6 protein-coding genes are annotated in these 3,785 nt (G+C 73.0%); 2 read left to right on the forward strand and 4 right to left on the reverse strand.

From position 1 onward, the window contains the following. Positions 1 to 21 precede the first annotated feature (21 nt). Complete coding sequence (locus VF825_RS03070) at positions 22 to 699, forward strand: Crp/Fnr family transcriptional regulator (protein WP_331110020.1); 678 nt, start codon at positions 22 to 24, stop codon at positions 697 to 699. Between the two features lie 30 nt (positions 700 to 729). On the opposite strand, the gene VF825_RS03075 is transcribed toward VF825_RS03070, so the two are convergent. Then, a complete protein-coding gene (locus tag VF825_RS03075) occupies positions 730 to 1,521 on the reverse strand; it encodes an MBL fold metallo-hydrolase (RefSeq protein ID WP_331110022.1) in 792 nt (263 codons plus the stop codon). Beyond that, positions 1,518 to 2,351: an NUDIX hydrolase gene (locus tag VF825_RS03080; RefSeq protein WP_331110024.1), complete on the reverse strand. Its 834-nt coding sequence runs from the start codon at positions 2,349 to 2,351 to the stop codon at positions 1,518 to 1,520. Before VF825_RS03080 ends, VF825_RS03075 begins: the two co-directional genes overlap by 4 nt. 63 nt (positions 2,352 to 2,414) lie before the next feature. Here VF825_RS03080 and VF825_RS03085 point away from each other — a divergent pair, with 63 nt between their 5' ends. Further along, complete coding sequence (locus VF825_RS03085) at positions 2,415 to 3,056, forward strand: MerR family transcriptional regulator (protein ID WP_331110026.1); 642 nt, start codon at positions 2,415 to 2,417, stop codon at positions 3,054 to 3,056. On the opposite strand, the gene VF825_RS03090 is transcribed toward VF825_RS03085, so the two are convergent. Next, complete coding sequence (locus VF825_RS03090; protein ID WP_331110028.1) at positions 3,034 to 3,507, reverse strand: RidA family protein; 474 nt, start codon at positions 3,505 to 3,507, stop codon at positions 3,034 to 3,036. The genes VF825_RS03085 and VF825_RS03090 overlap by 23 nt on opposite strands. Positions 3,508 to 3,579: 72 nt before the next feature. Beyond that, positions 3,580 to 3,735: a DUF4177 domain-containing protein gene (locus VF825_RS03095; protein ID WP_331110030.1), complete on the reverse strand. Its 156-nt coding sequence runs from the start codon at positions 3,733 to 3,735 to the stop codon at positions 3,580 to 3,582. Positions 3,736 to 3,785: the final 50 nt, after the last annotated feature.

A 3,785-nucleotide genomic window follows, 5' to 3' on the forward strand; every position in this document is an offset into this window, starting at 1 on the left:
CCGCATGGCACACTGTCGGCCGTGGACAACGATGTCGTGAAGAAGGCGCCCCTTTTCGCAGCCCTCGATGACGAGGCCGCGAGCGCCCTGCAGCAGTCGATGACCTCCTCGCGCCTGGAGCGCGGCGACATCCTCTTCCACGAGGGTGACCAGGGAGATCGTCTCTACGTGATCCGCGAGGGCAAGATCAAGCTCGGCCGCACCAGCAGCGACGGCCGGGAGAACCTCCTCGCGATCCTCGGCCCGGGCGAGATGTTCGGTGAGCTGAGCCTGTTCGACCCCGGCCCGCGCACCGCCACAGCCACCGCGGTCGCCGAGACCCAGCTCATCGGGCTGGGCCACGACAACCTCCAGACCTTCCTCAGCAACCGCCCCGAGGTCGCCGCCACCCTGCTGGCCGCGCTGGCCCGTCGCCTGCGCCGCACCAACGAGACCCTGGCCGACCTGGTCTTCACCGACGTCCCCGGCCGCGTCGCCAAGGCCCTGCTCGACCTGTCCAGCCGCTTCGGCCGCCCGGCCGAGGAGGGCATCCTGGTCGCACACGACCTCACACAGGAGGAGCTGGCCCAGCTCGTCGGCGCCTCCCGCGAGACGGTCAACAAGGCGCTGGCCGACTTCGCGACCCGCGGCTGGATCAAGCTCGAGGCCCGCGCCGTCGTGCTCATCGACGTCGAGCGGCTCAAGCGCCGCGCCCGCTGACCGGCCGGCTGAGCGCCCGCGGAGCCGTCCTCAGGCGCCGCGGCCGCTGAGGCCCTTCGCGCGCAGGTAGTCCAGCTGGGCGAGCACGCTCAGCCGGGCTGCCGGCCGCAGCTCCTCCGGCACGTCGGCGTAGACCCGCGCGACCACCGCGTCCGCGTCGCCGGCCCCGTCGGCCAGCGCCGCGCGCACCTGGCCGAGCCGTTCGCGCCGGTGCTCGAGGTAGTACCAGACCGCCTGCGCGGCGTGCTGCACCGTCGGGCCGTGCCCGGGCAGGATCGTCTCCACCTGCCCCGAGTTGGTCATGGCCGCGATCCGCTCGAGGGAGTCCAGGTATGCCGCGAGCCGCCCCTCGGGATGGCTCACCACAGTGGTCCCCCGGCCGAGCACGGTGTCGCCGGTGAGCAGCGCGTTGTCGTCGGGCAGCAGGAAGGACAGCGAGTCGGCGGTGTGGCCGGGGGTGGCCACGACGGACAGCTCGAGCCCGCCCACCTGGAGCCGGTCCCCGTCGTGGAGACCGTCGCCCAGGGCCCGCACCGGCGCACCGGTCAGCTCGGCGAAGTGCGCGGCGGACTCGGCGTGGTCGAGGTGGTGGTGGGTCAGCAGCACCAGCTCGACCCGGGTGCCCCGGGCGGCCACGACGTCCAGCACCCGGCGCAGGTGCGCCTCGTCCAGCGGGCCGGGGTCGACCACGGCGCAGCCGTTGGAGCCCGGCTCGGACAGCACCCAGGTGTTGGTGCCGTCCAGCGTCATCGGCCCGGGGTTGGCGGCGAGCACGCACGCCGCGCGCGGGGTGACCGGGCCGCCCTGCCAGCCGCCCGTCATACCGGCAGCTCGCAGCGCAGGACCACACCCTCGTCGGTGGGCGCGAGGACCGGCATGACCGGGGTGATCGGCAGCTCCTCGCGCAGGAACTCGTCGGCGGAGCGGGCCGCGGCGACCTCCTCGACGTTGACCACCGTGGGCGGCAGCATCAGCGCGTCGCCGCGGTGGTAGTCGCGCAGCAGCTCGGCCGGGTCGACCCACGCCGCGTGGTCGGCCTCGCTGGTCGCGTCGTCGGGCACCTGCCCCTCGGGCAGCTCGGCGGCGAAGAAGCGGGTGTCGTAGCGCCGCCTCTCGAACTCGGGGGTGATCCAGTGGGCCCGGGCGCGCAGCAGGTCCGAGCGCAGCACCAGGCCGCGACGGACGAGCAGCTCGGACAGCGACACCTCGCGGCTGAGCAGCGCCGCCCGGTCGGCCTGCCAGTCCACGCCGCTGACGTCGTCCACGACGCTGTCGGCGTCGGGGCCGGCCAGCAGCACCCCGCACTCCTCGAACACCTCGCGCACGGCCGCGGCGACCAGCTCGCGGGCGGTGGTCTCGTCGGCACCCAGCACGCGGCCCCACTCCTGGGCGGACGGCCCCGCCCACGGCAGCGACGGGTCGGCGTCGCGGGGGTCGACGCCGCCGCCGGGGAAGACCATCATCCGGGGGGCGAACTCCATGGTCGCCACTCGCCGCAGCATGAACACCTCGACCCCGTGCTGGCCGTCCCGCACGAGCAGCACCGTCGCGGCACTGCGCGGGGCGACCGGGTCGTGTGCGTCACGGCCGAGCCAGTCCTGGGCACGCTCGACCAGCGCCGGGGCGCTGCCGAGCGGGAAGTCTCGCCTCACGCCCTCGATCCTAGGGCGGCAATCGGCATCCGGCAGGGGCGCCGCGGTGGCACGATCGGGCGTATGGGGCGGGAGTACACCATCGAGGAGCTGGCCGAGGCCACCGGACTGACCGAGCGCACCCTGCGCCTGTACCGCACCAAGGGCCTGCTCGACGCGCCCATGGTGCGGGGCCGCACCGGCTACTACGACCAGCGCCACATGGCCCAGCTGCGCATGGTCAAGGCGTTCGTCGACCACGGCTTCCCGCTGGCGTTGATCTCCTCGCTGGCCAGCCGCGACCTGGTGCAGGTCGAGATCGCCCGGCTGCTGCGCGCGATGATCGAGCGCGACACCCCCGCGGGCCGGCGCCACCTGGACAGCGCCGTCACGATCGACCCGATGATGATCTCGGTCATGGACCGGCAGCGCCCGGGCAGCCTCGAGGAGCTGGTGACGCTCGGGGTGATGATGCGTGACGACGCCGGCAACATCCACGCCGACGCCGTGCTCGTGGCCCTGGTGAACGCGCTCTACCTGCACGACGCGAAGGCGGGCAGCCTCGGCGGGATGGGCGTCACCGCCGGCCGTCTCGCGCACGAGTTCGCGGACGGCCAGCGGCAGGACCCGGTCGTCGACCTCGACAACGAGGACGCGCTCCGGCTGCTGGTGGAGCTGGCGACCTCAGTGTTCCGGGAGGCGCTCAGTCACGCACTGCGACGGTGATCTCGACCTCGACGGGGGCGTCGAGCGGGAGCACCGCGACACCCACGGCGGAGCGGGCGTGGACGCCGGCGTCACCGAAGGCCTTGCCGAGCAGCTCGCTGGCGCCGTTGACGACGCCGGGCTGGCCGGTGAAGGAGGGGTCGCTGGCGACGAAGCCGACGACCTTGACCACGCGGGTGACCTTGTCCAGGTCGCCGACCTGTGACTTCACCGCGGCGATGGCGTTGAGCGCGCAGATCTCGGCGAGCTTCTTGGCGTCGTCGGCCGGCACCAGCCCGTGGCCGTCGCCGACCTTGCCGGTCTGGACCAGCTGGCCGGAGACCATCGGCAGCTGGCCGGAGGTGTAGATGTAGTTGCGGTCGCGCACCGCGGGGACATAGGCCGCCACCGGGGCGGGCACGTCGGGGACGTCCAGGCCCAGCTCGGCCAGGCGCTTCTCCACTGAACTCATTCCGCTCCTCCGCGCTCGTTCCGCTCCTCGCGTCGCTGCGATGCTCGCTCGCTGTCGAAACGGAAGCTCATGTCAGGCCTTCTCCCGCTTCAGGTAAGCCACCAGGCCGCTGCCGTCGGGGCCGGTGAGGACCTGCACCAGCTCCCAGCCGTCCTCGCCCCACTGGTCGAGGATCTGCTTGGTGGCGTGCACGATCAACGGCACCGTGGCGTACTCCCATTTGCGCATGGGCGCACTCTAGCGGCCACTGGCACGATGCCTTCCGTGACCAACGACCC

It is taken from the genome of Oryzihumus sp., from assembly GCF_036391795.1.
GTDB lineage: Bacteria > Actinomycetota > Actinomycetes > Actinomycetales > Dermatophilaceae > Oryzihumus.